Origin of the sequence: Streptomyces mobaraensis NBRC 13819 = DSM 40847, from assembly GCF_017916255.1 — a bacterium.
GTDB classification, from domain to species: Bacteria; Actinomycetota; Actinomycetes; order Streptomycetales; family Streptomycetaceae; genus Streptomyces; species Streptomyces mobaraensis.
This window is the reverse complement of sequence record NZ_CP072827.1, coordinates 3,242,934-3,268,057: the sequence shown is the minus strand read 5'-3', so window position 1 is coordinate 3,268,057 and position 25,124 is coordinate 3,242,934. Positions and strand designations below refer to the sequence as shown.

Here is a 25,124-nt window from a genome sequence, read left to right as displayed (position 1 = left end):
CGCGGTGGGGCGGCACGCGGGTGGGGGCGATCGGTGTCCCTTACGGCGGCCGTCCGGGCGCCGCCGCGGCCCGGGCCGCAGCGGTGTCCGCCACCCGGGTCCCGTACCCCCGGCCCCCGGACCGCGCCCGCCGGGGCCGTGGCCTGAGACACTGGCGGGGATGAACGAGACACCGATGCGCGCCCGTGCCGTGGTCGATCTGGCCGCGTTGCGGGCCAATGTGCGCGTTCTGCGGGCCCTTGCCCCCAAGGCGCAGCTGATGGCAGTGGTCAAGGCGAACGCGTACGGGCACGGCATGGTGCCCTGTGCGCGGGCGGCCCGCCGGGCGGGGGCGGCCTGGATCGGCACGGCGCTGCCGACGGAGGCGCTGGCCCTGCGCGCGGCGGGCGACAGAGGCCGGCTGCTGTGCTGGCTGTGGACGCCGGGCGGGCCGTTCCGGGAGGCCGTCGAGGCGGACGTCGACATCTCGGTGAGCGGGCTGTGGGCCCTGGAGGAGGTGCTGGCGGCGGTCCGCGCCGCCGGCCGCCCGGCCAGGGTCCAGCTGAAGATCGACACGGGTCTCGGCCGCAACGGCTGCACGCCCGGCGACTGGGAGAAGCTGGTCGCCGCCGCCCGCGAGGCGGAGCTCGGCGGCGCGCTCCGCGTCACCGGCGTCTGGTCGCACTTCGCCTGCGCGGACGAGCCCGGGCACCCGTCCATCCGGGCCCAGCTCGACGTCTTCCGGGACGCGGTCGCGTACGCGGAGGCCCAGGGCCTCGACCCCGAGGTGCGGCACATCGCCAACTCGCCGGCGACCCTGACCCTCCCCGAGACCCACTTCGACCTGGTCCGCACCGGGGTGGCCGTCTACGGCATATCCCCGAGCCCCGAGATCGGCACCCCGGCCGACTTCGGGCTGCGCCCCGTGATGACCCTGACCGCCTCCCTGGCGTCCGTGAAGCGGGTGCCCGGCGGGCTGGGCGTGTCGTACGGCCACCAGTACACGACCCCCGGGGAGACGACGCTCGCCCTCGTCCCCCTCGGCTACGCGGACGGCATCCCGCGCGCCGCCTCCGGCACCGGCGAGGTGCTGATCGGCGGCAGGCGGCGGCGGATCGCGGGGCGCGTGGCGATGGACCAGTTCGTGGTCGACCTCGGCGACGACACCGCCGAGCCCGGCGACGAGGCCGTCCTCTTCGGCCCCGGCGACCGGGGCGAGCCCACCGCGGAGGACTGGGGGCGGGCGACCGGGACCATCGGGTACGAGGTCATCACGCGGATCACGCGGCGGGTGCCGCGGGTGTACGTGGGGGTGGAGGACGAGAACGACGAGAACGCCGCGCCCGCCGAGCCGGGAGCCGCCGGATGAGCGAGGCGGGCGGCGTTCCGGACCCGGCCGCCCTCGGCGCCGTCGCCGCCGCGGCCGCCCGTCCCGGCCGGACCGGCGCCTCCGGCTGGCTGCGCGGCGCGGGGGTCGCCGGCGCGGCCGTGGGGGTGCTCGCGGCCGGCGCGGCGGCGGGCGTCGCCGTGGAACGGCTGACCGTGGGCCGCGGCATGCGCCGCAAGGCGCGGCTGGCCCTGGACTCGACGGGCCCCTACGGGACGCTGCGCGGCACGCCGGGGACGGCGGTCGCCGACGACGGGACCGAGCTGTACTACGAGGTCGAGGAGGCGGCTCCGGACGCCCGGGAGACCGGCCGTCCGCCCCTGACCGTCGTCTTCAGCCACGGCTACTGCCTCAACCAGGACTCCTGGCACTTCCAGCGCGCCGCCCTGCGCGGTGCCGTCCGCGCCGTCTACTGGGACCAGCGCAGTCACGGCCGCTCCGAGCGGGGGCGCGGGCAGCGCGACGGCACCGGGACGGTCTCCATCGACCTGCTGGGCCGGGACCTCAAGGCCGTCATCGAGGCGGCGGCGCCCGAGGGGCCGCTGGTGCTGGTGGGGCACTCGATGGGCGGGATGACGCAGATGGCCCTGGCCTCGCAGTACCCCGGGCTGATCGAGGAGCGGGTGGCCGCCGCGGCGTTCGTCGGTACGTCCTCCGGCCGGCTCGCCGAGGTCACCTTCGGGCTGCCCGCCCTGGGCATCAACGTGGTGCGGCGCGTACTGCCGGGTGCCTTCCGGCTGATGACCGCCCAGACGGAGCTGGTCGAGAAGGGGCGCCGGCTCAGCGCCGACCTGCTCGCCGGGGTCTACCGGCGCTACTCGTTCGGCTCCCGGGACGTCGATCCCGGGGTCGCCCGGTTCGCCGAGCGGCTGCTGGAGAGCACGCCGGTCGACGTCGTCGCGGAGTTCTACCCGGCGTTCGCGGAGCACGACAAGACGGCGGCCCTCGACGTCTTCCGGGGGGTGCCGGTGCTCGTGCTCGCCGGGGAGAAGGACCTGATCACCCCCGCGTCCCACAGCGAGGCCATGGCCGCCGCCCTCCCCGAGGCCGAGCTCGTCCTCGTACCGGGGGCCGGCCACCTGGTGATGCTCGAACAGCCCGCCACGGTCGACGCCCGCCTCGCGGACCTGCTCACGGCGGCGGAACCGGGCGGCGCGGGGCGCCGGGACGAGGCGGGGGCGCGCGGCGAGGGGTGAGGCGGTCCCGCCCGAAGCGCGCCCCCGCACCCCGTACCATCGGGCGGTATGAACGCCCCGCTCGACTCCTCCGGCGCGACCAGCACGGCCGTCGCGCAGCTCACCGTCCGGACGTCCGAGGACATGCGGGAACTGGGCCGCAGACTCGCCGGGCTGCTGCGCGCCGGTGACTTGGTGCTGCTCTCGGGCGAGCTGGGGGCGGGCAAGACGACGCTGACGCGCGGCCTCGGCGAGGGGCTGGGGGTCCGGGGGGCCGTCACGTCCCCGACGTTCGTGATCGCCCGCGTCCACCCCTCGCTGACCGGCGGCCCCGCCCTCGTCCACGTCGACGCCTACCGGCTGTCCGGCGGTCTCGACGAGATGGAGGACCTGGACCTCGACGTCTCGCTGCCGGAGTCGGTGACGGTCGTGGAGTGGGGCGACGGCAAGGTCGAGGACCTGTCCGAGGACCGCCTCCGCGTCGTCATCGAACGCGCGGTGGGCACCGAGGCGCCCACGCCGGACGGCGACGACGCCGAGGCCGACGACGTCCGCACGGTCACGGTGAGCGGCGTGGGCGAGCGGTGGGCCGGGGCCGACCTGTCCCCCCTGGCTCTCCTTTAGGGGCCGTCCCCCTACCTCCACGCCCCCGCCGCCGCGGCCCGCTTCGCGTACGTCTCGAAGTCCAGCGGCTCACGGCCCAGCACCTGGCGCACGCCGTCGGTCACGGTGGCCGTGTGCCCTTCCCGGTGGAGGGCGAACAGGGCGTCCAGGGCCCTGACCGCCGGCTCCGGGAGGCCGGCGGCCGACAGTTCGGCGCGGTACTCCGCCGGGGTCAGCTCCACGTACGCCATCTCCCGGCCGGCCGCCCGGCCCATCACCTTCACGGCCTCGTCGAAGGTCAGGGGGCGCGGTCCGGAGACCTCGGTCACGCCGTCCGTGTGCGCGGTGCGCGTGAGCAGTGCCGCGGCCACCGCGGCGACGTCGTCCGCGTCGACGAACGGCTCCGGGACGTCCCCGATCGGCAGGGCCAGGCGGCCGTCGAGCAGCGGGCCCCGCCACAGGTCCTCGTCGAAGTTCTGGTTGAAGTTGTTCGCCCGCAGGACGGCCCACTCGACGCCGGAGGCGCGCACCGCCTCCTCGGCCGTGGCCATGCCCTGCCCGAAGTCCGGGCCGACGTGCTCGATGCCCCGGCCCGACAGGGCCACGAACCGGCCGACACCCGCCCGTACGGCCCGCGCGGTGAACTCCGGCACCGCCTCGTAGCCCTCGTCGGGGGCGACCAGGTAGACGGCCGAGGCGCCGTCCAGGGCGCCGGACCAGCCGGCGGGATCGGTCCAGTCGAAGCGGACCTCGCCGGAGCGGGACGCGGCCCGGACGGGCACGCCCGCGGCGCGCAGCTCGCGCACCACGCGGCGGCCGGTCTTGCCGGTCGCTCCGAGGACGAGGACGGGACGCGGGTCAGGGGAATCAGGGGAAGGCGTAAGGCTGTCGGTCATGCCGACGAGTCAATCCCGCGCCCGCCGCCCGGGACATAGGCGGCCATCCGCGCTCCATGTCCGGTCGTCCGCGCCGACCGCGCGGCTCCGCATATCGTGCGGATCATGGACCCCTTCGACGACCTGCTGCGCGGCGTGCGCGCCAACGGCGCCGCCTTCGCCGGTTCGGTGCTGACCCCGCCGTGGACGCTGCGCTTCACCGAGGACGCCTACCTCACCCTGTGCGTCCCCCTGCTCGGCGCGGGCTGGATCGTCCGGGACGGCGGCGGGGAGCCGCGGCCGCTGCGCACGGGCGAGGCCGCGATCGTGCGCGGGCCGGAGCCGTTCGCGTTCACGGACGATCCCGGGACGGGTCCGGGCGCGGGGGGCGGTGACGGTCCCGCCCTGCTCCTGGCCGGTGCCTACCGCGTGCCCGGCGAAGTGCCCCGCAGGCTGCTGTGCGCCCTCCCGCCGGTCGCCGTCGTCCCCGACGAGCACGACTGCGCCGCCATGCGCGGCTATCTGGAGGCCCAGCTCACCACCGGTCTGCCCGGCCGGCAGATCGTGGTGGACCGGCTGCTCGACTGGCTGCTGGTGTGCACGCTGCGCCAGTGGTTCGACCGGCCCGGGGCCGAACCGCCCGCCTGGTACCTGGCGTTGGGGGACGACGTGGCGGGGCCCGCCCTGCGGGCCATGCACGACGCGCCGGAGCGGGCCTGGACGCTGCCGTCGCTGGCCGCGGTCGCCGGGGTGTCGCGCTCCACGTTCGCCAAGCGCTTCCAGGCGCTGCTGGGCGAGCCGCCGCTGACGTACCTGACGGAATGGCGCATGGCCCTGGCCGCCGACCTGCTCACCGAGCCCGGGATGACGGTGGCCGCCGTCGCCCGGCGCGTCGGCTACGCCGATCCGTTCGGCTTCAGCGCGGCCTTCAAGCGGGTCAGGGGTATCAGCCCGAGCGCCCACCGGGCCGAGTCGGGACCGCCGCCGGTCCTCCCGTCGCAGATCTCGTCGCCGGTCCCGCGGCGCGCGCACGCGTCAAAGCCGTCGCGCGAGAAGTAACCGACAAGGTGTCGGGAAGATGTTGCGATGTTGCCGCCGCGCGTGGTGACATGGAGGCAGAGACATGGTTAGGCATGCCTGACCTTGACCGGCTGCCCGAGGAGGCGTTCATGTCGGCCCACGAGCCCCGGCCCCCAGCAGCCATGGACGATCGCGCGCGGACGGCCGGTGCGTGCCGTGAGGACAGCGGTTCCGACGAGCGGACGCCCTCGGTGCGCGACCTCCTGGCCGCCTGCGCCGCCGCCGACGCGGTCTCCACGCCGCCGCGCGCTCCGGCGCCCGGTCCCGCGCCGGACGCGGACGACGAGGGGGAGCCGGACGGCCCGCACCGCCGGGCCGCGGCCTGACGCCCTGACGCGTAGCGGCACCTGCCGGCTACCGGGCGACGGCCGCACGCGCCGCGGGCGCCGTACGGACGCGACCGGGCGCGCCGCTGGGGCCCTGATCGCACGTGCCGCTACGGGACGTGATCGCGCGCGTCGGCTACGGGCGCGATCGCACGCGCCGCTACGGGACGACGACCACCTTCGTGCCCTTGGGCGCGAACTCCCACATGGCCAGCCCGTCGGCCGGCTTCTCGCGGACGCCGCCCGTCTTCTTCGACGGGTCCGGCTGCGGCGGAGAGCCGTCCACGGCGGCGCTGAAGCCGAAGACGACCCCGTTCGCGTCGCGCAGGAAGCGCACGATGTGCTCCAGGCGCACGCCGTCCGACCCGGGGCCGTTGAGGTCGCGGGACGTGACCGCGTACGTGCCCGGCTGCGGGTTCACCGTGCTGGGCGTGACCTCGAAGGACCGGACGCCCTTGGCGTCGCCCTTGGTGTCGCCGCTCACCAGCCACACCCGCTTCTGGCCCACCGAGTAGACCACCCGCTTGCCCGTGCCCGAGCCGCTCGGCACGGCCGGCGGGGCGTCCTTCCGCGCGTCGCCGCCCTTGCCCTTGTCGTCCTTGCCCGACCCCTTGGCATCGCCGGGCGTCGCGGAGGCGGCGGCGGACGAACGGTGGACGCGGTGGGGCGCGGCCGACGCCTCGTAGGCGAGGTATCCCACCACGGCCAGTGCCGCCGCGGTGAGCCCGGTCACGAACACCCCGGAGCTGCTGCGTGCCACCCTGCGCACCCTTTCGTCCCCCATACGGCCATGCGGCGTACGGTCATCCGCCCCGACCGTAGCACCCGGGCGCACCACCGCCGCGCCCCCGAGACGCTTCCGGGGCGCCCCTGGGATACCCCTGAACCCTGCCCACGCGGGCACCGGCGGCCCCACAGCGCGCCGTAGGCTTGTCACTGTGCTGCTGCTCGCTCTTGATACCGCCACGCCCGCCGTCACCGTAGCCCTCCACGACGGGGACTCCGCCGTCGCCGAGTCCCACCAGGTGGACGCCCGCCGCCACGGGGAGCTCCTGCTGCCGGCCGTGGACCGGGTGCTCGCCGAGGCCGGCCGCACGCTGGACGAGCTCACCGGCGTCGTCGTCGGCGTCGGCCCCGGCCCGTACACCGGCCTGCGCGTCGGCATCGTCACGGCCCTGACCTTCGGCGCGGCGCTCGACGTGCCGGTGCACGGGCTGTGCACGCTGGACGGCATCGCCTACGCGGCCGGCGCCGCCGGGCTGACCGGCGAGTTCGTGGTGGCCACGGACGCCCGCCGCAAGGAGGTCTACTGGGCGCGCTACGCCGACGCCCGGACCCGCGTCACCGAGCCCGCCGTCGACCGGCCCGCCGAGCTCACCGAGCCGCTGGCCGGGCTGACGGCCGTCGGCGCCGGCGCCGTCCTGTACGCCGACGCCTTCACGGACGTCCGGGCCGACCTGCCGCAGCACCAGTCGGCGGCGGCGCTGGCCGCGCTCGCCGCGGAGAAGCTGCGCACGGAGGGTCCGGACGCCGGGTTCCTGTCCGTCCAGCCGCTGTACCTGCGCCGCCCGGACGCCCAGGTGCCGGCCAACTACAAGGTGGTCACACCGAAGTGAGCCCTTCAGCGAGCCCGTCGGCGGGCCCCTCGGACCCCGGGGCCGAGACCGTGCGCGTCCGTGAGATGCGCTGGTGGGACATCCCGGCCGTGCTGGAGCTGGAACGCGCGCTGTTCCCCCAGGACGCCTGGTCCAAGGGGCTGTTCTGGTCCGAGCTGGCGCACGCGCGCGGCGCGAACGCCAACCGGCGCTACCTCGTCGCCCAGGACACGGCCGGGCGCGTCGTCGGCTACGCGGGCCTCGCGGCCGTCGACGGCACGGGCGACGTGCAGACCATCGCCGTCGCCACCGACCACTGGAGCACCGGCCTCGGCTCCCGGCTGCTCCGCGAACTGCTCACCGCCGCCACCGCCTTCGAGTGCCGCGAGGTGCTGCTGGAGGTCCGGGTGGACAACACCCGCGCCCAGCGCCTCTACGAGCGCTTCGGCTTCGAGCCCGTCGGCATCCGGCGCGGCTACTACCAGCCGGGCAACGTCGACGCGCTGGTGATGCGCCTGCCCACGGAATCCGACGGCGGCCCCGCCGCGGACGTCAACGCTGTGCAAGAGGGAATGACCCATGGCTCCACTGACTGACGAACCGCTCGTCCTCGGCATCGAGACCTCGTGCGACGAGACGGGCGTCGGCATCGTCCGCGGTCACACCCTGCTCGCCGACGCGGTCGCCTCCAGCGTGGACGAGCACGCGCGCTTCGGCGGTGTCGTCCCCGAGGTCGCCTCCCGGGCCCACCTGGAGGCGATGGTCCCCACCATCCAGCGGGCACTGAAGGAGGCCGGCGTCTCCGCCAAGGACCTCGACGGCATCGCCGTCACGGCGGGCCCCGGCCTCGCGGGCGCCCTCCTCGTCGGCGTCTCGGCGGCGAAGGCGTACGCCTACGCCCTCGGCAAGCCGCTCTACGGCGTCAACCACCTCGCGTCGCACATCTGCGTCGACCAGCTGGAGCACGGAGCCCTGCCCGAGCCGACGATGGCCCTCCTGGTCAGCGGCGGGCACTCGTCCCTCCTCCTCGCCCCGGACATCACCTCCGACGTCCGGCCCCTCGGCTCGACCATCGACGACGCGGCGGGCGAGGCGTTCGACAAGGTGGCCCGCGTGCTCAACCTGGGCTTCCCGGGCGGCCCGGTCATCGACCGCTACGCCCGCGAGGGCGACCCGGAGGCCATCCGCTTCCCCCGGGGCCTCACCGGCCCCCGGGACCCCCTCTACGACTTCTCCTTCTCCGGTCTCAAGACCGCCGTCGCCCGCTGGATCGAGGCGAAGCGCGCGGCGGGCGAGACGGTGCCGGTGGCGGACGTCGCCGCCTCCTTCCAGGAGGCCGTGGTGGACGTCCTCACCCGCAAGGCCGTCCGCGCCTGCAAGGACCACGGCGTCGACCACCTCATGATCGGCGGCGGCGTCGCCGCCAACACCCGCCTCCGCGCCATGGCCGAACGCCGCTGCGAGGACGCCGGCATCACCCTGCGCGTCCCCCGCCCCAAGCTCTGCACCGACAACGGCGCCATGGTCGCGGCCCTCGGCGCCGAGATGGTGGCCCGCGGCCGCGCCGCCTCGTCCTGGGACCTCCCGGCGGACTCGTCCCTGCCGGTGACGGAGCCGCACGTCCCGGGCGCGCACGACCACGCGCACTCCCACGGGCATTCCCACGGGCACGGCCACTCCCACGACCACGTACACGAGTTGAGCAAGCAGAACCTGTACGACGCCTAGCCCGCCCGCGGCGGGCGCGCCCCGGACTCGCGCGCCCGCCGCCCCAACGGCCCGCCCCCGGTGGCCTGTTCGCGGCATTCCGCCCGAAGCCGCCGCGCTGTACCTTTTCCGGGTGTCGAGGGGGCAGCGTGAATCCTTCCTGGCGCAAGCCCGCGCCACTGGGCTGGTCGGCCGCGCGCGAGGGGCAGTACACGACCGCGGCGCCCCTCCTGGGCGGCGCGGGCATCACGCTGCTCGGCCTCGTCATCACGGACCGCGACACGTTCCGCTGGCCGGACCCCACGCTGCTGGCCCTCGCCCTGACCGCGCTCTTCATGGTCATGGCGGTGGTCTGGGGCGTCCGCTCCCGCCAGTACCTCTACTCGCGCGGCGACGTCGAAGCGTGGTGGGGCCCGCTCTCCGAGATGCCCGACAACCGCCACGCGGAGCTGATCCAGGACCAGCGGGAGCACTACTCCACCTGGGCCAGGCTGGCCGGACGAGCGGACTTCTGCTACTCGTCCGGGCTCCTGTGCCTGGCGGTGGGCAGCAGCCTGGCCCTGGCCCCGCCGGCCCACGCGGCGGCGCCCGCGTGGCGCTGGTGCGCCGCGGCGACCACGGCCGCTCCGGTCGTGGCCGTTCTCCTCACCTGGACGGTGCGCTCGCTGCGCGACGCACTGCGGAACCGACGGACCGGCTGATCGCACGACAGCACGACCCGACCGACACAGCGACAAGGAGCGCCATGCCCCCGCGCCAGTGTCCCGCCTGCGACGCCGCCCCGAGCGAAAGGGACGCCCACTACGCCGACTGCCCGCTGAAGGACGTCCCGCTGGCGCAGGTCGCCGGCCTCTCGCTCCGGGACGCCCGGGCGAAGGCGGCGGAATGGCGGTCGCGGAACGCCTGACCAGCGGCTACTGACGTTCGGCGGTGACGTACGCCCCGGGGAGGAGGTCGGCGACCGGGACGGACCGCGGTTCCCCGCCGTCGACGATCACCTCGATGGCCGGGTAGTAGTCGAGCAGCACCTGCCGGCACCGGCCGCACGGCGGAAGGATGCCCCGGCGGTCGCCGCCCACGGCGACGATCGCCGTCAGGGAACGGGCGCCCTGGGCCGCCGCGGCGCCGATGACGACGAGTTCGGCGCAGGGGCCGCCGGTGAAGTGGTAGACGTTCAGGGCGGTGACGACGCGGCCGTCGTCCGTGCGCGCCGCGGCCGCCACGGTGTGCTCCTCACCGGACGCGTGCTCCCGGACGACGCGGGCGGCGGCCTCGACGAGCTCGTGGTCGGTCGTGCGCACGATTGGCCCCGGCGGCGTCAGGGAAGCAGGACGGAGGTGTCCAGCATCGGGTAAGGGGCGGGAAGCGCGACCTTTTCGCCGAGCTCGGTGCTCGTGGTGGTCCGGTAGTGGCTCCGGCCCGGGTGCCGGGAGTCCTCGGCGGGCTCGGAGTGGACGTACACGCGGCCGTCCTCCCGGTTGACGAGCACGTAGACCGGAACCTTCGCGGCGGCGTAACTGCGGTACTTGGGGCCGGTGTCCGTCTCGTGGTTGCTGGAGGTGACCTCACCGGCCAGGGCGAGCAGGTCGATCGGGTACCAGCCCTTGTGCGCCTTGCGGTACGCCTCGTCCAGTTCGGTCGGCTTTCGCCGCAGGACGTAGAAGTCGGGGATGGCCAAGGCGATGGTCTCGTCCCTGCCGCCCTTTCTCAGACCCGTGCGGAAGCCCATCCCGAAGCCGGCCAGCCCGACGCCCGCGGAGCGCAACTGGTGGTAGAGGTCCCCGGTCATATGACCGTGGTCGAAGTCAGGCTGCGGCGCCACGACCGGCATCCCCTCGAAGTATTCGGCCCGGATCGGCGCCTCCGACGCCTCCTCGAACGCGATCAGCAGATCGATGGGGTCCTGCTCGCGCGGCGTGTTCACCGGCTCGGTGACGGGATCGGCGGTCATCGCTGTCCTCCCTTGTCGCTCATGCCAGGCTACGCCTGGACCGGCTGCCCCAGCAGCATCGTCGGGGCGCCCGCCACCCGGGTAAGGACGATCACACAGGAGTTCACCCCTTCGAGCTTCAGCTTCTTGCGGAGTTCCTCCGGCTCCACCGCCGAGCCCCGCTTCTTGATGACGGCCACGCCGATGCCGCGCTCGCGGACGAGGGCCTTGAGCTTCTTGAGGTTGAAGGGGAGGACGTCGGTGATCTCGTACGCCGAGGCGTACGGGGTGGGGTGGAGTTCGTCGGAGGTGACGTACGCGATCGTCTCGTCGATCAGGCCGCCCGAGACCTCGGCCGCGACGTCCGCGACGAGGTGGGCGCGGATCACCGCGCCGTCGGGCTCGTACAGGTAGCGGCCGACCGGGCGGACGGCGGGGTCGGGGAGGCCGGTGCCGGTCAGGGTGGTGCCGGCCGGGAGAAGGGTCGCGCGGCGGGTGCCCGGGGTGGTGCCGAACCACAGGACGGCTTCCTTCACATCGCCGCCGTCCGAGATCCACTCCGCCTCGGCGTCCTCGGGGATCGCCTCGTGCGGAACGCCCGGAGCGATCTTCAGGGCGGCGTGCGGGGCCGTCCTGGCCGCCTCGACCGCCCAGGAGAGGGGCGGGGAGTACGCCTCCGGGTCGAAGATCCGGCCGCGGCCACCGCGCCGCGCCGGGTCGACGAAGACCGCGTCGTACCCGGAGACCCCGACCTCCGTCACGTCCGCGCAGCGCACCTCGATCAGGTCCGACAGGTCCAGTGCCGCCGCGTTGGCCCGGGCCACCGCGCAGGTGAGCGGGTCGCGGTCCACGGCGAGGACGGACACCCCGGCCCGGGCCAGGGCGATGGCGTCGCCGCCGATGCCGCAGCACAGGTCGGCCAGGCGGCGGACGCCGAGGCCCGCGAAGCGGCGGGCCCGGTAGGCGGCGACGGAGGCGCGGGTGGCCTGCTCGACGCCGTTGGGTGTGAAGTACATGCGGTACGCGTCCTCGGTACCGAACTTCGCCACCGCCCGCTGCCGCAGCCGCGCCTGCCCGAGGGCGGCGGAGACCAGCTCGGCGGGGTGGTCGCGGCGCAGCCGGGTCGCGACGGCCAGCTCCCGGGCCGGGTCGTGGTCGCGCAGCTCCTCCAGGAGCCGGCGGCCCTCGTCGGTGAGGAGGGCGGCGAAGGTGTCGACGGCGGTGGGGGCGCCGGTATCGGCGTTCGGGGCGGGCACGGCACCATTCTCGTGCACCGCGCCCGCGCGCCTCATCCGCTGTGCGATCACTCGAATGAATGAACAAGAATCGTTCTTGTGACTCCGTCTGGAACCGGCCGAAGCCGAACCCGAGCCCGCAGCCGAATACGCGGCTCCGCCCCTCTCGCCCTCGTCCCGCTCTGCGCCGCCGCCCTGCTGCTCTCCGGGTGCTCCTCAGGGTCGGACGGCAAGAAGGACGGGAGCGGCGGGACGGCCACCGGCACCGCGAAGGCCGCCGAGCAGCCCAAGGAGAAGCGGAGCGCCGCCACCCCCGACCCCGCCGCCTACCGCCGCTGGGGGCTCGACAAGCCGCTTGCCCCGCCCCCGGCCCCGCCCGCCACCCGGCTCACCGAGCACCACAAGGGCGGAACGCCGCAGATCGTCCGGCGGGTGCCGACCAAGGACAAGGTCGTCTTCCTGACCTTCGACGACGGCGCCGAGAAGGACCCGGCGTTCCTGCGCATGGCCAAGGACCTCAAGCTGCCGTTCAGCATGTTCCTGACGGACAGCGCCGCGCGCGCCGGGCGCGGCTACGGCTACTTCGACGAGCTGCGCGCCCTCGGCAACGGCGTGCACAACCACACGCTCACCCACCCCAACCTGCGCACCCTCTCCGCCGAGGCGCAGAAGCGGGAGATCTGCGGGCAGCAGGAGACGCTGAAGAAGCGGTTCGGGAAGCGGCCGGAGCTGTTCCGTCCGCCGTACGGCAATTACAACGACGCCACCCTGGCGGCGGCCGGCTCCTGCGGAGTGAAGGCCGTCGTGCTGTGGGAGGCCACCATGCAGATCAATGACATGAGGTACGCCGAAGCGGGGAAGCTTCGTCCCGGCGACATCGTGCTCGCGCACTTCCGCGGTCCCGCGGAGCTCAAGGGCACGACGATGACGCAGATGGTCGCCAACATGGTGCGCAGCGTGCAGCGGCAGGGGTTCACCGTGGCGCGGCTGGAGGACTACGTCTGACGGCCGGGGGCGGCACGGGCCCTGACGGCCGGTGCGGCACGGTGCTCCGGCGGCCGGCGCGGCACCGGGCGAAGGGGCGTGCGACGCGCCCGGACGCCCCCGGCGCGCGACCGCAAATTGGCACTCCGCTTGACCGAGTGCTAAGCGCGTCATAGTCTCGGCTCCGTTGGCACTCTCCACCGGTGAGTGCCAAACACAGCGACGGGCAGGTCCGGCACCCGCGACGACGGATCCACCTGGTCGCCACCTCAGACAATTGACCCCGTGAGATCTCCGAAGGGGGAGGTCGGATCGTGACGACCGCCAGCTCCAAGGTTGCCATCAAGCCGCTCGAGGACCGCATCGTGGTCCAGCCGCTGGACGCCGAGCAGACCACGGCCTCTGGCCTGGTCATCCCGGACACCGCGAAGGAGAAGCCCCAGGAGGGCGCCGTCCTCGCCGTGGGCCCGGGCCGATTCGAGAACGGCGAGCGCCTGCCGCTCGACGTCAAGGTCGGCGACGTCGTGCTCTACAGCAAGTACGGCGGCACCGAGGTGAAGTACAACGGCGACGAGTACCTCGTCCTCTCGGCCCGCGACGTCCTCGCGATCATCGAGAAGTAGTTCACCCCGAAGCTTTCGAATTCTCGAGGCTTTTGTTCTGTGCCCCTGGTACCCGCGTCCAACAACCGGGCGCCGGGGGCGCAGTTCGTTTGAGAGACACGGCGAAGGATACGTAACCCATGGCGAAGACCCTGAAGTTCGACGAGGACGCCCGTCGCGCCCTCGAGCGCGGCGTCAACAAGCTTGCCGACACGGTCAAGGTGACGATCGGCCCCAAGGGCCGCAACGTCGTCATCGACAAGAAGTTCGGCGCCCCCACCATCACCAACGACGGCGTCACCATCGCGCGCGAGGTCGAGCTGGAGGACGCGTACGAGAACCTGGGCGCCCAGCTCGTCAAGGAGGTGGCGACCAAGACCAACGACATCGCGGGTGACGGCACCACCACCGCGACCGTGCTGGCCCAGGCGCTGGTCCGCGAGGGTCTGCGCAACGTCGCCGCCGGCGCCTCCCCGGCCGCCCTGAAGAAGGGCATCGACGCCGCGGTCAAGGCCGTCTCCGACGAGCTGCTCGCGACCTCCCGCCCGATCGACTCCAAGTCCGACATCGCCGCCGTGGCCGCGCTGTCCGCCCAGGACAAGCAGGTCGGCGAGCTCATCGCCGAGGCGATGGACAAGGTCGGCAAGGACGGCGTCATCACCGTCGAGGAGTCCAACACCTTCGGCCTGGAGCTCGACTTCACCGAGGGCATGGCCTTCGACAAGGGCTACCTCTCGCCCTACATGGTCACCGACCAGGAGCGTATGGAGGCCGTCCTCGACGACCCGTACATCCTGATCCACCAGGGCAAGATCTCCGCCATCGCCGACCTGCTCCCGCTGCTGGAGAAGGTCATCCAGGCCGGTGGCTCCAAGCCGCTGCTGATCATCGCCGAGGACGTCGAGGGCGAGGCCCTCTCCACCCTCGTCGTCAACAAGATCCGCGGCACCTTCAACGCCGTCGCCGTCAAGGCCCCCGGCTTCGGCGACCGCCGCAAGGCGATGCTGGGCGACATGGCCACCCTCACCGGTGCCACCGTCGTCGCCGAGGAGGTCGGCCTCAAGCTCGACCAGGTCGGCCTGGACGTGCTCGGTTCCGCCCGCCGCGTGACCGTCACCAAGGACGACACCACCATCGTCGACGGCAAGGGCGACTCCTCCGAGGTCGCCGGCCGCGTGGCCCAGATCAAGGCCGAGATCGAGACCACCGACTCGGACTGGGACCGCGAGAAGCTCCAGGAGCGCCTCGCCAAGCTCGCCGGCGGCGTGTGCGTCATCCGCGTGGGCGCGGCCACCGAGGTCGAGCTCAAGGAGAAGAAGCACCGTCTGGAGGACGCCATCTCCGCGACCCGCGCCGCGGTCGAGGAGGGCATCGTCTCCGGTGGTGGCTCCGCCCTGGTCCACGCCGTCAAGGTGCTGGAGGACAACCTGGGCAAGGACGGCGACGAGGCCACCGGTGTCGCGGTCGTCCGCCGCGCCGCCGTCGAGCCGCTGCGCTGGATCGCCGAGAACGCCGGCCTGGAGGGCTACGTCATCACCTCCAAGGTCGCCGAGCTCGACAAGGGCCAGGGCTTCAACGCCGCGACCGGCGAGTACGGCGACCTGGTCGCCGCCGGCGTCATCGACCCGGTGAAGGTCACCCGCTCCGCCCTGGAGAACGCGGCCTCCATCGCCTCCCTGCTGCTCACGACCGAGACCCTGGTCGTCGAGAAGAAGGAAGAGGAGCCCGAGGCCGGCCACGGCCACGGTCACGGCCACGCCCACTGAGGCACCGGCACCACCGCCGAGGCCCGGCACCCCCGCCCGTCGGGGGTGCCGGGCCTCCGGCGTGTCCGCGCTCCGGTCCGGTCAGTTGGGGCCGTACCTGCGGCCCGTCGAGGACGACACGCGGGCGACCGCGCCCCGCGGCATCAGCTTCGACAGACCGGTCAGCGCCTTGTACCGGGGATCGGGCACCGACAGGGACTTACCGCGCGCCAGGTCCTTCAGCGCCGCGTCCACCAGCCGGTCCGCGTCCAGCCACATCCAGCCCGGGATGTTGTCCGTCCCCATCCCGGCCCGCGCGTGGAACTCCGTCCGGACGAAGCCCGGGCACAGCGCCATCAGCCGCACCCCGCTGCCCGCCAGGTCCCGCGCCGCCCCCTGGGTGAACTGCACCACCCACGCCTTGCTCGCCCCGTACGTCCCGCGCGGCACGAACGCGGCGACGGACGCGACGTTGATCACCCCGCCGCGCCGCCGCTCCCGCATCCCGCGCGTGGCCGCCATGGTCAGCCGCAGCACCGCCTCGCAGTGCACCTTGAGCATGGTCAGCTCGTCCTGGACGGTGACCTCCAGGAAGCGGCCCTTGTTACCGAAGCCGGCGTTGTTGACCAGCAGATCGACGGGCTGCTTCCGGTCCGCGAGCCGTTCCTCGACGGCGGCGATGCCGTCCTCCGTCGAGAGGTCGGCCCGCAGCACCTCCACCTCCACCCGGTGCCGGTCGTGGAGTTCGGTCGCCTGTTCGCCCAGCCGCTTCTCGTCGCGGGCCACGAGCACCAGGTGGTGACCCTCGGCGGCCAGCCGTCGCGCGAAGGCCGCGCCGATGCCGGCCGTCGCTCCCGTGATCAGTGCAGTCGTCATACGGGAACGTTAGTGCCCGGCGACACCGCGTGGCGGCTTGCCTTCCGTCAGGCCGGTACTCCGTCGGCGGCCCGCGCGGCCTCCGCGTACCGCTCCGCCCTCTCCCGCAGCCGAGGGTGCAACCCGTCGCCCGCCGCCAGAACACGGGGCAGCAGCGCCTGTTCGGTCGTCCGGGCGCGGAAGGCGAAGGCGACGCTGACCTCGTGATCCGGGCGGTGGACGACGGTGACGGGATCACCCGCACGGACCTCCCCCGATGCGAGCACCCGCAGGTACGCGCCCGGGGCGGCCTCCTCGGTGAACCGCCGGACCCAGCCCCGCTCGCCCAGCCACTCGGCGAACGTCCGGCAGGGCACGCGCGGCGAGGTCACCTCCAGCAGCAGCCGGTCCCCGACCAGCCAGCGCTCCCCGATCCGGGCGCCGTTGACGTCCAGGCCGGACGTGGTGAGGTTCTCGCCGAACGAGCCGTCCGGCAGCGCCCGGCCCAACTCCCGCTCCCAGCGGTCGAGATCCTCCCGGGCGAAGGCGTACACCGCCTGGTCGTCGCCGCCGTGGTGCTTCAGCGAGACGACGGCGTCACCGGCGAGCCCGCTGCCCGCCTCGCCCTGCGGCCCGGGCGCGGCCACCGCCACCGGGCCCGCCGCGGGCCGCTTGTCGATGCCGGAGGCGAGGCCGGCCGTGAAGGGACCGCCCGGCAGCGAGCGGTCGGCGGCGGTACGGGGACGGGCGACGTTCACGGAGAGGATGCGCATCGGACGAGGGTAGGCGGTGGGCGCCGGGCCCGGCGGCCCCAAAGCCGCAAGACGGTATTTCCGGTCGCCCCCAAGCGCCGCTTATGCTTTTTCTATGATCGAGGCCCGCCACCTGCGCGTGCTGCGCGCCGTGGCCACCACCGGTTCGTTCTCCGCCGCCGCCCGGGAACTGGGCTGCACCCAGCCCGCCGTCAGTCAGCAGATGAAGGCCCTGGAGCAGTCCGCGGGCACCCCGCTGCTCGTCCGCACCGGCCGGGAGACGCGGCTCACCGAGGCGGGCCGGGCGCTCGTCCGGCACGCCGCCGGCATCCTCGCCGGGCTCACCGCGGCGGAGGAGGAGATCGCCGCCATCGCCGGCCTGCGCGCCGGCCGGGTGCGGCTGGTCTCCTTCCCCAGCGGCAGCTCGACGCTGGTGCCCACCGCCCTCGCCGGGATGCGCGCCGCCCGTCCCGGCATCCAGATCTCCCTGGAGGAGGCCGAGCCGCCGCGCTCGGTGGAGATGCTGCGGGCCGGCGACTGCGAGATCGCGCTGGCCTTCCGCTACCCCGAGACGCGCGGCGCGGGCGCTTCGGCCGGCGTGGACGCGGAGGCCGACGGGGGCTGGGGCAAGGACGACCTCGTCGTCCGGCCGCTGCTCACCGACCGGCTCGTCGGCGTGGTCCCGGAGGGGCACCCGCTGGCGGACGCGGAGCGGATCGGCATCGACGAGTTCGCCGGCGAGCCGTGGATCGCGGGCTGCCCGCGCTGCCGCCGGCATCTGGTGGAGATCTGTGAGAACGCGGGCTTCACCCCGCGGATCGACTTCGCCACGGACGACTACCCGGCGGTGTTCGGCCTGGTCGGCGCCGGTCTCGGGGTGGCCGTGATGCCGGAGCTCGCGGTGGAGTCGGTACGCCACCGGGGGGCCAGGACGGTGCCGGTGGAGCCGGCCGTGGAGCGGGAGGTCGTGGCCCTGACGCTGCCCGACCTGGCGCGGGTGCCCGCCGTCGCGGAGATGCTGGACCGGCTGGCGGCCGCGGCCCGCCGCTGAGCGCGTCCCGCGGCCGCGGTCCGGGGTTCGGCCCGGGCCCCGGTGGCGCGGCCCGGCCGCTCGTCCTCGCCCACGGACGGCCGGGCGGCGGGCGTGGGCGCGCGGTTCAGCCGTCCGGCGTGGGGGACGAGCCGCGCGGGGCGCGGTTTCCGGCCGCGGGCGCCCCCGCAGCCGGACACGCTGCGTGACCGGGCTGGGGGCCCGGAGGACCCGGTGGTTCCAGAGGGTGTCCGCTCGGCCGCCCGGGGCCCGCTCGGGGGCCCGGGCGCTTCAGGCGCTCATCGGGCTCGTGCCGCCCGTCGGCACCGGCCGCTGTCGCGCCCGGCCCATGAGCTCCTCGCGTTCGTCCTCGGTGAGTCCGCCCCACACCCCGTAGGGTTCCCGGACCGCCAGCGCGTGCGCCGCGCACTCCGCGCGTACCGGACAGCGCATGCAAACCTCTTTCGCCGAGGTCTCGCGGGCGCTGCGGGCGGCGCCGCGCTCGCCCTCCGGGTGGAAGAACAGCGAGCTGTCGACGCCGCGACAGGCGGCCAGCAGCTGCCAGTCCCACAGGTCGGCGTTGGGGCCGGGGAGCCGGGAGAAATCTGCCATTGCGTGTCCCCTCGAAACGGATCGAAGCGCATCGATGCGACGGTGGTGGGACCGCGGTGGTACCGGCGGGCCCGTCAGGATCCCTATGAGCAGATGAAAATATGACTCATTGCGAATCTAGCCACAGTTGTCCGCGAATGTGAAGAAAAACGGCTCCAAGCGGGCAAATGGGGCACGACTCGAACGATCTGACGAGCGCCCCCCGTGCGCCCTGCTCCGTATCCGGGCCCTCACGTAGAGTGCCGAACGTGGCCGACCAAGCCCGTAACTCTTTCGGGTGACCGTCGTTGAGAGTGCGGAGGCGGTTGGCGAATGCAGCGGTCGGGCAGGTGTCCGAGATGGTCCGCGGCGGTCTGCTCAGCAGGTGTCTCGCCAATCGCGCAGGTGACGATCAGTACCAGCCTGGAGGCTCAAGGTGACGCGCATCAGCTGCGGAGGACGGCCATGACATCCGTCCTCGTCTGCGACGACTCCCCGCTTGCCCGAGAGGCGCTCCGGCGTGCGGTGGCGACCGTGCCCGGCGTCGAGCGCGTGACGACGGCGGCCAACGGCGAGGAAGTCCTCCGCCGCTGGGGCGCCGATCGTTCGGACCTCATTCTGATGGACGTACGCATGCCCGGTCTGGGCGGCGTCGAGACCGTGCGCCGGCTGCTCTCCGCCGACCCCGGCGCCCGCATCATCATGCTCACGGTCGCCGAGGACCTGGACGGGGTGGCGCTCGCGGTCGCCGCCGGAGCCCGCGGCTATCTGCACAAGGACGCCTCGCGCGCCGAGTTGCGCGCCACGGTGACCCAGGCGCTCGCCGACCCCACCTGGCGGCTCGCCCCCCGGCGGCTGCGCTCGGCCGAGATGGGCGCGGCGCCCACCCTCACCGCACGCGAGATCCAGGTGCTGGAGGGCATGAGCCACGGACGGTCCAACGCCGAGATCGGCCGCGAGCTCTTCCTCTCCGAGGACACGGTGAAGACGCACGCCCGGCGGCTGTTCAAGAAGCTGGGCGCCTCCGACCGGGCGCACGCCGTGGCGCTCGGCTTCCGCTGGGGCCTGGTCCGCTAGCGGCGGAGCGGGTACGCGGCGCCGCGCGGTCGCGGCGCGTGGTCACACCTCGGGCGACGACGGCCGGTGTCGGCAGGGCCGTCGCCGGACGCGCCGTAGGGGCCGGACGGATCCCGCGCGGCCGGGACGTCCCGGGACCGGCGCGGTGCCGGGTGACGCGCACGGCGACCCCGCGGCGCCGACGCCCGGCGCCGAAAGCCCGACGGATGCCGCATCCTTGAGGTGTGACTCCTCCCCGCCAGAGGCCGGCTCTTCTCGCTCGGCCAGAAGAGACCTCATGACGGACAGGCGCAGCCCGTTGTCGTACGGCCGGACGTCATACGGCACGGGCCCAAGCTATCGGCGGAGTCGTGGGCGCGGGGCGGGTATACCCGGAAGGGGGCGACGCGAGACGTGAGTGCGAGGACACCGACGCGTAACGGTTCGACGCACAACTATGAAGGCGGTGCCGTGGATCGTCGGACACCCAGGCACCATGGACCGATGCGCGACGACGAGACCCCGGGGCCGCTCCTCGCCACGGGTCCGGCCGCAGCCCCCTCGACGGGCCCCGGCGCGGGCCCGGCCACCGGCGCACCCTCGGGGGCGCCCGCCGGCGCGGCGACGGGGCCGGGCGAGATCGGCGCCCTCGTCACCCGGGCCGTCGAGGGCGACCGGCGCGCCACCCACGACCTGCTCGCCCTGGTGCACCCGCTGGCGCTGCGCTACTGCCGCACCCGGCTGTCGCGGCTGCCCGGCGACGCCCGGCACTTCGTGGACGACCTCGCCCAGGAGGTCTGCCTCGCCGTGCTCTGCGCGCTGCCCCGCTACCGGGACACCGGCCGGCCCTTCGAGGCGTTCGTCGTGGCCATCGCCGCCCACAAGGTCGCCGACCTCCAACGGGCCGCCATGCGCCACCCCGGCAGCACGGCCGTCCCCTCCGACGAGATGCCCGAGCAGCCCGACGACTCCCTCGGCCCCGAGGAGCGGGCGCTGCTCAGCAGCGACGCGGAGTGGGCCAAGAAGCTGCTCGCCAACCTCCCGGAGAACCAGCGCGAGCTGGTGCTGCTCCGGGTCGCCGTGGGGCTGACCGCGGAGGAGACGGGGCAGATGCTGGGCATGTCGCCGGGCGCGGTGCGGGTCGCCCAGCACCGGGCGCTGAGCAGGCTGCGGGCGCTCGCCGAACAGTGAGCACATCCGCTCGGCAGGTCTTGGTGGGAACGTCCAAGTGACGCGATCCTCACCGATCGTGGAATGGGACACCTGCGACGGCCGTTAGCATGGGAGTCCTCGCTGAGGCAAGGGGGTTCCGGGTCCCGCGGCGGCAGCCGCCGGTGGTGACGGCCCCGCCCGGCCCGCCCGCAGAACTCTGTATTTGGGAAGGTGTCATGACTGACCACGCCGCTGGGATGCCCGCGAAGTTCGCGATGCTCGGTCTGACCTACGACGACGTCCTGCTGCTGCCGGGCGCCTCCGAGGTGCTGCCGAACGCGGTCGACACCTCCTCCCGCGTCTCCCGCAACGTCCGGGTGAACATCCCGCTGCTGTCCGCCGCCATGGACAAGGTCACCGAGGCGCGGATGGCCATCGCCATGGCCCGCCAGGGCGGTGCGGGCGTGCTGCACCGCAACCTGTCCATCGAGGACCAGGCCAACCAGGTCGACCTGGTCAAGCGCTCCGAGTCCGGCATGGTGACCGACCCGATCACCGTCCGCCCGGACGCCACCCTGGCCGAGGCGGACGCGCTGTGCGCCCGCTTCCGGATCAGCGGCGTGCCGGTCACCGACCCGGCGGGCAAGCTGCTCGGCATCGTCACCAACCGCGACATGGCCTTCGAGTCGGACCGCAGCCGCGCCGTGCGCGAGGTCATGACGCCGATGCCGCTGGTCACCGGCAAGGTCGGCATCTCCGGCGAGGACGCCATGGAGCTGCTCCGCCGCCACAAGATCGAGAAGCTGCCGCTGGTGGACGACGCCGGGGTGCTCAAGGGCCTCATCACGGTCAAGGACTTCGTCAAGGCCGAGCAGTACCCCAACGCCGCCAAGGACGCCGAGGGCCGGCTGGTCGTCGGCGCGGCGGTGGGCGTCGGCGCCGAGGCGTACGAGCGGGCGCAGGCGCTCGTCGAGGCCGGTGCGGACTTCCTCGTCGTGGACAGCGCGCACGGCCACAGCCGCGGCATCCTCGACATGATCTCCAAGGTGAAGTCCAACATCGACGTGGACGTCGTCGGCGGCAACGTCGCCACCCGCGACGGCGCCCAGGCGCTGATCGACGCCGGTGTGGACGGCGTCAAGGTCGGCGTCGGCCCCGGCTCCATCTGCACCACCCGCGTGGTCGCCGGCATCGGCGTCCCGCAGGTCACCGCCATCTACGAGGCCGCGCAGGCGTGCCACGCGGCGGGCGTCCCGCTGATCGGCGACGGCGGCCTGCAGTACTCCGGCGACATCGCCAAGGCCATCGCGGCCGGTGCCGACACGGTGATGCTCGGTTCGCTGCTCGCGGGCTGCGAGGAGTCGCCGGGCGAGATGGTCTTCATCAACGGCAAGCAGTTCAAGTCCTACCGGGGGATGGGCTCGCTCGGCGCCATGCAGTCGCGCGGTCAGGCGCGCTCCTTCTCCAAGGACCGCTACTTCCAGGACAACGTCCTCTCCGAGGACAAGCTGGTCCCCGAGGGCATCGAGGGCCAGGTGCCCTACCGCGGTCCGCTGTCCTCCGTCGCCCACCAGCTGATCGGTGGACTCCGGGCGTCCATGGGCTATGTGGGATCCGCCAATGTGCAGGAGCTCAAGGACAAGGGCACGTTCGTGCGGATCACCTCGGCGGGGCTCAAGGAGAGCCACCCGCACGACATCCAGATGACGGTCGAGGCGCCGAACTACTCGCGTCGGTGATCCCGTAAGGGGGCGGGGCGGGGTTTCTCCCCGCCCCGCCCCCTTCCCGTTTCCCGCGGGGACGGCGCTCCCAGCGCCCCCCGGACACCGGACGGGCCGAGTGGCGCGCGTCGGTGATACTGGAGTGCGGCAGACGTAGAAGGAAAGGCCACACACGTGACTGAGATCGAGATCGGGCGCGGCAAGCGCGGACGCCGGGCGTACGCGTTCGACGACATCGCCGTCGTCCCCAGCCGGCGCACCCGTGACCCGAAGGAGGTCTCGATCGCCTGGCAGATCGACGCCTACCGTTTCGAGCTGCCGTTCCTGGCCGCGCCGATGGACTCCGTCGTCTCCCCCGAGACGGCCATCCGCATCGGTGAGCTGGGCGGCCTCGGCGTGCTCAACCTCGAGGGCCTGTGGACCCGGTACGAGGACCCGGAGCCGCTGCTGGCGGAGATCGCCGAGCTGGACGAGCACGCCGCCACCAAGCGGATGCAGGAGATCTACGCCGCGCCGATCAAGGAGGAGCTGATCGGGCAGCGCATCAAGGAGGTCCGCGACTCCGGTGTCGTGACCGCCGCCGCGCTCTCCCCGCAGCGCACCGCGCAGTTCTCCAAGGCCGTCGTCGACGCCGGTGTGGACATCTTCGTCATCCGCGGCACCACCGTCTCCGCCGAGCACGTCTCCGGCGCCGCCGAGCCGCTGAACCTCAAGCAGTTCATCTACGAGCTCGACGTGCCGGTGATCGTCGGCGGCTGCGCCACGTACACCGCCGCCCTGCACCTGATGCGCACCGGCGCGGCGGGCGTCCTCGTCGGCTTCGGCGGCGGCGCCGCGCACACCACCCGCAACGTGCTGGGCATCCAGGTCCCGATGGCGACCGCGGTCGCCGACGTGGCCGCCGCCCGCCGCGACTACATGGACGAGTCCGGCGGCCGTTACGTGCACGTCATCGCCGACGGCGGCGTGGGCTGGTCCGGCGACCTGCCCAAGGCCATCGCCTGCGGCGCCGACGCCGTGATGATGGGCTCCCCGCTGGCCCGCGCCACCGACGCGCCGGGCCGCGGCCACCACTGGGGCATGGAGGCCGTCCACGAGGACGTGCCGCGCGGCAAGCGGATGAACCTGGGCGCCGTCGGCACCACCGAGGAGATCCTCCTCGGCCCCTCGCACACCCCCGACGGGTCGATGAACTTCTTCGGCGCGCTGCGCCGCGCGATGGCGACCACGGGCTACAGCGAGCTCAAGGAGTTCCAGCGGGTCGAGGTGACGGTCGCGCCGTCGCAGCACGACAACCGCTGACGTTTCGTCGGACGCCACGGGCCCGGTCACCTTGGTGGCCGGGCCCGTGGCGTGTCCGGAGAGGCCGGTCTCCGTCGTCAACTCCGTATAAAGGTTCGGGGATGGTGAATACTGGCGACTTATGGCGCAAAGTAAGTCGTTCAGCGGCAGGGACATGGGCATCGACCTCGGCACCGCCAACACGCTGGTGTACGTGCGGGGGAAGGGAGTGGTGCTCAACGAGCCCTCGGTCGTGGCCGTCAACGCTGATGACGGCAGTGTGCTGTCCGTGGGTTCCGAGGCCAAGGAGACCATCGGGCGCACCCCTTCGAACATCGTGGCCATCCGCCCGATGCGCGACGGCGTCATAGCCGACTTCGAGATAGCCGAGCGGATGCTGCGGCACTTCATCAAGAAGGTCACCGGCAACCGGCGGTTCTCCCGGCCACGGGTCGTGGTGTGCGTGCCCTCGGGCATCACGGGCGTGGAGCGGCGGGCCGTCATCGAGGCCGCCTCGCAGGCCGGTGCGCGCGCCGTGCACCTCGTCGAGGAGCCCATGGCGGCGGCGATCGGCGCGGGGCTTCCGGTCAGCGAGCCCACCGGCTGCATGGTCGTCGACATCGGCGGCGGTACGACGGAGGTCGCCGTGATCTCCCTCGGCGGCATCGTCACCGCGCGGTCCGTGCGGACGGCGGGCGACGCGATGGACGCGGCGATCATCTCCTACGTGAAGAAGGAGTACGCGCTCGCCATCGGTGAGCGCACCGCCGAGGAGATCAAGCTGAGCATCGGCTCCGCGGCGCCCACCGGGAAGTGGACGGCGGCCGGACTCGCGGCCGTGGCACGGCAGTTGGAGAAGCATCCGGAGGCGGACGGGGGTGGGGACCCCGAGGAGACGCAGGGGCTGCTGCCGCCCGACCGGTTCTCCATCCGGGGGCGGGACCAGGTCAGCGGCCTGCCGAAGACGCTGTCGCTGACCGCCGACGAGATCCGGCACGCGCTGAGCGAGCCGGTGGACGCGATCGTGATGGCGGTGCGGCAGACGCTGGACGAGACGCCGCCGGAGTTGTCCGGGGACATCATGGATCGGGGGATCGTGTTGACGGGTGGGGGTGCGTTGCTGCGGGGGCTGGATGTGCGGTTGAGTCGGGAGTTGGATATTCCGGTGTTGGTCGCTGACGAGCCGCTGGATTGTGTGGCGGTCGGAACCGGGCGGTGTGTCGAGGATTTCGCCAAGTTGCGGACGTTGCTCGACGCGCAGCCGCGGCTGCCCGCGAGCGGGCGGTTGTAGCCCCAGCCCCGCCCTTTCACCGTTTCTTGCGGGGGCAAGCCCCCGCACCCCCGAAACCACGCTTCGCGCGGTTGTCCTCAAACGCCGGACGGGCTGATATAGCCCGTCCGGCGTTTGAGGACGAGCGGCGAAGCCGCGACAAGCGGGGTCTGGGGCGCAGCCCCAGGAAGCG

Annotated in this window: 27 protein-coding genes; 19 read left to right on the top strand and 8 right to left on the bottom strand. The window is 73.5% G+C overall.

Translation table 11 applies throughout. The features are described 5' to 3' along the window. Positions 1-160 precede the first annotated feature (160 nt). Genes alr through tsaE form a run of 3 tightly spaced genes read left to right on the top strand, consistent with a single transcriptional unit; the run spans position 161 to position 3,165 of the window. Positions 161-1,348: an alanine racemase gene (gene alr, locus J7W19_RS13675; RefSeq protein WP_051072715.1), complete on the top strand. Its 1,188-nt coding sequence runs from the start codon at positions 161-163 to the stop codon at positions 1,346-1,348. Continuing rightward, positions 1,345-2,562 (top strand): alpha/beta fold hydrolase, encoded by a 1,218-nt coding sequence (locus tag J7W19_RS13670; protein WP_004951353.1) that lies wholly within the window; start codon positions 1,345-1,347, stop codon positions 2,560-2,562. Before alr ends, J7W19_RS13670 begins: the two co-directional genes overlap by 4 nt. A 48-nt stretch (positions 2,563-2,610) precedes the next feature. Beyond that, positions 2,611-3,165, top strand: a complete 555-nt coding sequence (gene tsaE / locus J7W19_RS13665) for a tRNA (adenosine(37)-N6)-threonylcarbamoyltransferase complex ATPase subunit type 1 TsaE (RefSeq protein WP_004951356.1) — start codon at positions 2,611-2,613, stop codon at positions 3,163-3,165. Between the two features lie 11 nt (positions 3,166-3,176). Here the strand turns inward: tsaE and J7W19_RS13660 are convergent, their stop codons facing one another. After that, positions 3,177-4,040, bottom strand: coding sequence for an NmrA family NAD(P)-binding protein (locus J7W19_RS13660; protein WP_040891753.1), 864 nt, complete (start codon positions 4,038-4,040; stop codon positions 3,177-3,179). A 105-nt stretch (positions 4,041-4,145) separates the two neighbouring features. Between J7W19_RS13660 and J7W19_RS13655 the strand changes: the two genes are divergently transcribed. Together J7W19_RS13655 and J7W19_RS13650 are read left to right on the top strand one after the other, a co-directional pair. Next, a complete protein-coding gene (locus J7W19_RS13655) occupies positions 4,146-5,078 on the top strand; it encodes an AraC family transcriptional regulator (protein ID WP_004951360.1) in 933 nt (310 codons plus the stop codon). A gap of 74 nt (positions 5,079-5,152) precedes the next feature. After that, complete coding sequence (locus J7W19_RS13650) at positions 5,153-5,425, top strand: hypothetical protein (protein WP_040891756.1); 273 nt, start codon at positions 5,153-5,155, stop codon at positions 5,423-5,425. Between the two features lie 160 nt (positions 5,426-5,585). Here the strand turns inward: J7W19_RS13650 and J7W19_RS13645 are convergent, their stop codons facing one another. Next, positions 5,586-6,185, bottom strand: coding sequence for a hypothetical protein (locus J7W19_RS13645; RefSeq protein ID WP_078588200.1), 600 nt, complete (start codon positions 6,183-6,185; stop codon positions 5,586-5,588). 178 nt (positions 6,186-6,363) lie between these two features. Here J7W19_RS13645 and tsaB point away from each other — a divergent pair, with 178 nt between their 5' ends. The 5 genes from tsaB (at position 6,364) to J7W19_RS13620 (ending at position 9,634) form a co-directional block, all read left to right on the top strand. Next, a complete protein-coding gene (gene tsaB, locus J7W19_RS13640) occupies positions 6,364-7,041 on the top strand; it encodes a tRNA (adenosine(37)-N6)-threonylcarbamoyltransferase complex dimerization subunit type 1 TsaB (RefSeq protein WP_004951366.1) in 678 nt (225 codons plus the stop codon). Next, the gene (gene rimI / locus J7W19_RS13635; RefSeq protein ID WP_004951368.1) at positions 7,038-7,616 is read left to right on the top strand and encodes a ribosomal protein S18-alanine N-acetyltransferase; all 579 of its coding nucleotides are present in this window, start codon (positions 7,038-7,040) and stop codon (positions 7,614-7,616) included. Before tsaB ends, rimI begins: the two co-directional genes overlap by 4 nt. After that, entirely contained in the window at positions 7,600-8,748 is a 1,149-nt protein-coding gene (gene tsaD / locus J7W19_RS13630) for a tRNA (adenosine(37)-N6)-threonylcarbamoyltransferase complex transferase subunit TsaD (protein WP_201768256.1), read from the top strand. Before rimI ends, tsaD begins: the two co-directional genes overlap by 17 nt. Positions 8,749-8,876: 128 nt before the next feature. Then, positions 8,877-9,428, top strand: coding sequence for a hypothetical protein (locus J7W19_RS13625; protein WP_004955275.1), 552 nt, complete (start codon positions 8,877-8,879; stop codon positions 9,426-9,428). Positions 9,429-9,472: 44 nt separating this feature from the next. Next, positions 9,473-9,634 carry a hypothetical protein gene (locus J7W19_RS13620; RefSeq protein WP_154080487.1) on the top strand — a complete coding sequence of 54 codons (162 nt, stop codon included), beginning with the start codon at positions 9,473-9,475 and terminating at the stop codon, positions 9,632-9,634. 7 nt (positions 9,635-9,641) lie between these two features. Here J7W19_RS13620 and J7W19_RS13615 read toward each other — a convergent pair whose 3' ends face one another. Genes J7W19_RS13615 through J7W19_RS13605 form a run of 3 tightly spaced genes read right to left on the bottom strand, consistent with a single transcriptional unit; the run spans position 9,642 to position 11,931 of the window. Beyond that, positions 9,642-10,028 (bottom strand): cytidine deaminase family protein, encoded by a 387-nt coding sequence (locus tag J7W19_RS13615; RefSeq protein ID WP_004955278.1) that lies wholly within the window; start codon positions 10,026-10,028, stop codon positions 9,642-9,644. A gap of 17 nt (positions 10,029-10,045) precedes the next feature. Beyond that, on the bottom strand, positions 10,046-10,678 hold the full coding sequence (locus tag J7W19_RS13610; RefSeq protein WP_004955283.1) for a Uma2 family endonuclease: 633 nt from the start codon (positions 10,676-10,678) through the stop codon (positions 10,046-10,048). Positions 10,679-10,707: 29 nt separating this feature from the next. Then, positions 10,708-11,931, bottom strand: a complete 1,224-nt coding sequence (locus J7W19_RS13605) for an SAM-dependent methyltransferase (RefSeq protein ID WP_004955286.1) — start codon at positions 11,929-11,931, stop codon at positions 10,708-10,710. 60 nt (positions 11,932-11,991) lie between these two features. Here J7W19_RS13605 and J7W19_RS13600 point away from each other — a divergent pair, with 60 nt between their 5' ends. From J7W19_RS13600 to groL, 3 genes are all read left to right on the top strand, one after another. After that, complete coding sequence (locus tag J7W19_RS13600; protein ID WP_004955289.1) at positions 11,992-12,897, top strand: polysaccharide deacetylase family protein; 906 nt, start codon at positions 11,992-11,994, stop codon at positions 12,895-12,897. A gap of 293 nt (positions 12,898-13,190) precedes the next feature. Continuing rightward, the gene (groES, locus tag J7W19_RS13595) at positions 13,191-13,499 is read left to right on the top strand and encodes a co-chaperone GroES (protein ID WP_004955293.1); all 309 of its coding nucleotides are present in this window, start codon (positions 13,191-13,193) and stop codon (positions 13,497-13,499) included. A 119-nt stretch (positions 13,500-13,618) separates the two neighbouring features. After that, positions 13,619-15,244, top strand: a complete 1,626-nt coding sequence (gene groL / locus J7W19_RS13590; RefSeq protein WP_004955298.1) for a chaperonin GroEL — start codon at positions 13,619-13,621, stop codon at positions 15,242-15,244. An 81-nt stretch (positions 15,245-15,325) separates the two neighbouring features. Here the strand turns inward: groL and J7W19_RS13585 are convergent, their stop codons facing one another. Together J7W19_RS13585 and J7W19_RS13580 are read right to left on the bottom strand one after the other, a co-directional pair. Beyond that, complete coding sequence (locus tag J7W19_RS13585; protein WP_004955301.1) at positions 15,326-16,099, bottom strand: SDR family NAD(P)-dependent oxidoreductase; 774 nt, start codon at positions 16,097-16,099, stop codon at positions 15,326-15,328. 47 nt (positions 16,100-16,146) lie between these two features. Beyond that, positions 16,147-16,851: an MOSC domain-containing protein gene (locus J7W19_RS13580; RefSeq protein WP_004955304.1), complete on the bottom strand. Its 705-nt coding sequence runs from the start codon at positions 16,849-16,851 to the stop codon at positions 16,147-16,149. Positions 16,852-16,945: 94 nt separating this feature from the next. Between J7W19_RS13580 and J7W19_RS13575 the strand changes: the two genes are divergently transcribed. Further along, positions 16,946-17,881, top strand: coding sequence for a LysR family transcriptional regulator (locus tag J7W19_RS13575; protein WP_152264784.1), 936 nt, complete (start codon positions 16,946-16,948; stop codon positions 17,879-17,881). A gap of 270 nt (positions 17,882-18,151) precedes the next feature. Here the strand turns inward: J7W19_RS13575 and J7W19_RS13570 are convergent, their stop codons facing one another. After that, positions 18,152-18,472 carry a WhiB family transcriptional regulator gene (locus tag J7W19_RS13570; protein ID WP_004955645.1) on the bottom strand — a complete coding sequence of 107 codons (321 nt, stop codon included), beginning with the start codon at positions 18,470-18,472 and terminating at the stop codon, positions 18,152-18,154. A 444-nt stretch (positions 18,473-18,916) separates the two neighbouring features. On the opposite strand from J7W19_RS13570, the gene J7W19_RS13565 reads away from it, so the two are divergent. From J7W19_RS13565 to J7W19_RS13545, 5 genes are all read left to right on the top strand, one after another. Continuing rightward, the gene (locus tag J7W19_RS13565) at positions 18,917-19,528 is read left to right on the top strand and encodes a response regulator transcription factor (RefSeq protein ID WP_003948568.1); all 612 of its coding nucleotides are present in this window, start codon (positions 18,917-18,919) and stop codon (positions 19,526-19,528) included. Positions 19,529-20,011: 483 nt separating this feature from the next. Continuing rightward, positions 20,012-20,698 (top strand): sigma-70 family RNA polymerase sigma factor, encoded by a 687-nt coding sequence (locus tag J7W19_RS13560; protein WP_004955648.1) that lies wholly within the window; start codon positions 20,012-20,014, stop codon positions 20,696-20,698. 197 nt (positions 20,699-20,895) lie between these two features. Then, positions 20,896-22,398: an IMP dehydrogenase gene (gene guaB / locus J7W19_RS13555; protein WP_040892761.1), complete on the top strand. Its 1,503-nt coding sequence runs from the start codon at positions 20,896-20,898 to the stop codon at positions 22,396-22,398. Between the two features lie 156 nt (positions 22,399-22,554). Next, on the top strand, positions 22,555-23,682 hold the full coding sequence (locus J7W19_RS13550; protein WP_004955655.1) for a GuaB3 family IMP dehydrogenase-related protein: 1,128 nt from the start codon (positions 22,555-22,557) through the stop codon (positions 23,680-23,682). 121 nt (positions 23,683-23,803) lie between these two features. Next, the gene (locus J7W19_RS13545) at positions 23,804-24,952 is read left to right on the top strand and encodes a rod shape-determining protein (protein ID WP_040892763.1); all 1,149 of its coding nucleotides are present in this window, start codon (positions 23,804-23,806) and stop codon (positions 24,950-24,952) included. Positions 24,953-25,124: the final 172 nt, after the last annotated feature.